Origin of the sequence: Fibrobacter sp., assembly GCA_012523595.1 — a bacterium.
Classification (GTDB): Bacteria; Fibrobacterota; Chitinivibrionia; order Chitinivibrionales; family Chitinispirillaceae; genus JAAYIG01.
In genome coordinates, this window is sequence record JAAYIG010000147.1 from 1 (window position 1) to 2101 (window position 2101).

Annotated in this window: 2 protein-coding genes; both read left to right on the forward strand. The window is 42.6% G+C overall.

Features of this window, described 5'->3' with window-relative positions; translation table 11 throughout:
- Window positions 1-175 precede the first annotated feature (175 nt).
- On the forward strand, window positions 176-964 hold the full coding sequence (locus GX089_10105) for a radical SAM protein (GenBank protein ID NLP02836.1): 789 nt from the start codon (window positions 176-178) through the stop codon (window positions 962-964).
- A 2-nt stretch (window positions 965-966) separates the two neighbouring features.
- Window positions 967-2101: methyltransferase domain-containing protein (locus tag GX089_10110; GenBank protein NLP02837.1), on the forward strand; the 1135-nt coding region annotated here is incomplete at its 3' end.

A 2101-nucleotide genomic window follows, 5' to 3' on the forward strand; every position in this document is an offset into this window, starting at 1 on the left:
GCAATAAACCAAGGCGCCTTCAATCCTAATATCTTCGTGAAGAGCTTTTTATCATCCATGCAGTAAAAATACTCTAAACACTATATATGGGGGCTACCCATTAAAATGTCGGATGCCCCAAGATTATTATACGGATCACTCAAACTGGTATAATCCCAGAGGACTCGACATTAAAATGTCTGTTCCGATTCTGACAAGCAGGAGCTGTCCGTTTGACTGCAATTTCTGCTCTGCTCATTCGATGATGGGTCGGGGACTGAGGATGCACAGTCCGGGACGGGTAGTCGATGAGATGGAAAAACTCTACCGGGATTACGGTCTTAATTATTTCGGTTTTGTGGATGATAATCTGACTCTTAACAAAAAACATATCATGTCTATCTGCAACGAGATTGTCAGAAGAGGCATGAATATCCAGTTTGAATCTTTCAATGGATATAATGTCGCATCGATGGATGAAGAGATTGTCGAGGCAATGTCTAACGCCGGATGTGTATATGTGATTATGCCGATTGAGCATGGATCCGATTATATCCGCAATAAAATTATCGGTAAGAATCTCCCGCGGAACAAGATTTATGAGCTTGCAGAAATTTATAAAAAGTATAATCTTTTAACCCGCGGAGTTTTTATCATGGGGTTTCCTGAAGACACGCGTGAGACTCTAAATGAAACCTATAAGATGATGCAGGGTCTGCAGCTTGATCTTTACAATGTGTTTACACTTATCCCTTTTTCCGGAACCCGGATCTATGAACAGGCAAGAAGAGATAATCTTTTTATCAACGAGGTTGATGCGGACAGAATGTGGGACGGGGAGAGCAGCCTGAGCACTCTGGATAACCAGGTATTTATCAAACCTTATAACATGACAATAGATGAGCTCCTTGAATTCAGGAAAAAGTTTGACAAAATGAGATTGAATTCCGATCGGGTCAAGGAGTTGCAGAAAAAAAACAACTGATTATGGAAAGCACCGCCTGTACTTCCATCCGGAAATGTCCATCATGCAGCGGAGAACGTGCAGAGATTCTTACCGGACTGCGTTTCAGGGTATTTGATGATTGCCCGCTTGAGGGATCGTTTTCTTTTGTATCGTGCTTGTCATGCGGATTCTGTTACTATGATACACCATCCCGGACAGAGGCTTTTGAGAATTACTACAGAGGAAATGCTTATTATTTCAGTGCTGCCACAGCAGGTTCCGGAGGATGCAGTGAGGGTGAAATAAAGCGGTACGAAAGAACGGCAGATTGTATCTCCAGGCACATTGATGGAAAAGACAGGAATATTTTTGACATAGGATGCGGTAAAGGCGGTCTTCTCCTTACACTGAAATCGAAAGGCTTTTCAAACCTGTATGCGGTTGACGCGTTACCGGAGTGTGTGGAATATATCAGGAATAATCTCGGAATAATCTCCGATGTGGGGCGAGCTGAAAAACTGCCGTTTCCAGGAATAACACCGGATTGTCTGATCTATTCTCATGTTATGGAGCATGTGCTTTCTCCTCGTGATGTTCTAATGGAGTCATGGAGCAGGCTTGATGAAAAAGGTCTTGTTTATATCGAAGTACCGGATGCATCGATGTATGGAGAATTCAGCAGGTTTCCCCTGTCGGAACTCTATCTTGAGCATGTAAACCACTTCGATCTTGAACATCTTAAAATGACAGCGGAAAGCATGGGATTTTCAACTGTCGAAACAGGAGATAAAATTCTTGAAGAAGGTACTGATGCTGCGGTTCCCTGTATCTATGGTTTGTTTCGTAAATCGGAAAGAAAAGCAGAAATAAAACCAGAACCGAAACTCGCGTCGGTTTTAAAAAGATATTTCTCAGAATGTGAGAAATCCAGGCTTTACGGAGTTATAAAAGAGATTGCTTTATCGGGAAAACCGGTTTATGTATGGGGGCTTTCACAGTATGCTCAGTTGCTCCTTGGACAGACCTCACTGGGGGATTGCTGTATTAAAGCCTATGTAGATGGCGATGTTCACAAGCAGTCGAAGACAATAGGTGGAATGAGGATATTTCCACCTGATGTGCTCAAAGAGGCTCTGCCTTCAGATTATGTTGTACTCACAGGAATAAATTACCGGA

What these genes read in the sequence shown, in the direction of transcription:
- GX089_10105 (NLP02836.1), top strand. Translation starts at nt 176, where the DNA reads ATGTCTGTTCCGATTCTGACAAGCAGGAGCTGTCCGTTTGACTGCAAT.